This is a genomic window from Luteibacter sp. P4_E6 (assembly GCF_056401535.1).
On record NZ_JBFUJE010000894.1, the window covers coordinates 1 to 1003 of the forward strand.

Below are 1003 nucleotides of genomic sequence, written 5' to 3' on the forward strand. Positions count from 1 at the left end.
TTCATGCCCCGACCGTACGGGGCACGAAGTCGTCGCGGCGTCAGCGCGGTACGCGGAGCCCGCCGGCAACACCCCTGGGCGAGAGGGTGAGCTGCCACAGCTGATCGCGTCGGCTGCGGAAGATACCGGCCGAGCAACCGAGGTAGAACTGCCACATACGGCGGAACCGCTCGTCGTAACGTCCGGCCAGTTGCGGCCACGCCTCGTTGAAGTTGGCCAGCCACGCGGTGAGCGTGCGATCGTAATCGGTGCCGAAGTTGTGCCAGTCCTCGACCACGAACAGCCCTTCAAGCGCGGTCGCCACCTGGCTCATCGCCGGTATGACCGAGTTCGGGAAGATGTATTTCTCGATCCATGGGTCGGGCCGGCCCGGCTGTTCGTTGCTGCCGATGGAATGCAGGACAGCCAGTCCCTCGGGATGCAGGCAACGCCGCGCCACTTCGAACCAGGTGCGGTAGTTCTTCCCGCCGACATGCTCGAACATGCCTACCGACAGGATCGCATCGAAGCGTTCGTCGAGATCGCGGTAGTCCTGCAGGCGGATCTCGATCGGCAGGCCCTTGCACAGTTCGCGCGCGTACTCGGCCTGTTCCTTCGAAATGGTCACGCCGACGCCGCTCACGCCATAGCGTTCCGCCGCGTACTTCAGGGCCTCGCCCCAGCCGCAACCGATGTCCAGCAGGCGCTGGCCAGGACGCAGGCGCAACTTGCGACAGATCAGGTCGAGCTTGGCTTCCTGGGCATCGTCGAGGTTGCTTGCGTTCGCCCAGTAACCGCAGGAATAGACCATGCGCTTGCCCAGCATCGCTTCGAAAAGGTCGTTGCCCAGGTCGTAATGCTGCCGACCCACGTCCCAGGCGTGGTCGCCGCGCTGCAGGTTGAGGAAACGCGCCTTCAGGTGCGCGACGAGGGTGTCCAGCGTACGCAGCGAGTCGTCGACATGGGAGCCGAGTACGCGGGCGAAGAAGGCCGGGAGGTCGCCGACGTCCCACCAGCCTTCCAT

General features: G+C 64.9%; 1 protein-coding gene. It reads right to left on the bottom strand.

What is annotated here, in order from left to right:
* Positions 1 to 40: 40 nt before the first annotated feature.
* The coding region (cfa, locus tag AC1DT2_RS24415; protein WP_477299324.1) for a cyclopropane fatty acyl phospholipid synthase at positions 41 to 1003 on the bottom strand (963 nt) is incomplete at its 5' end.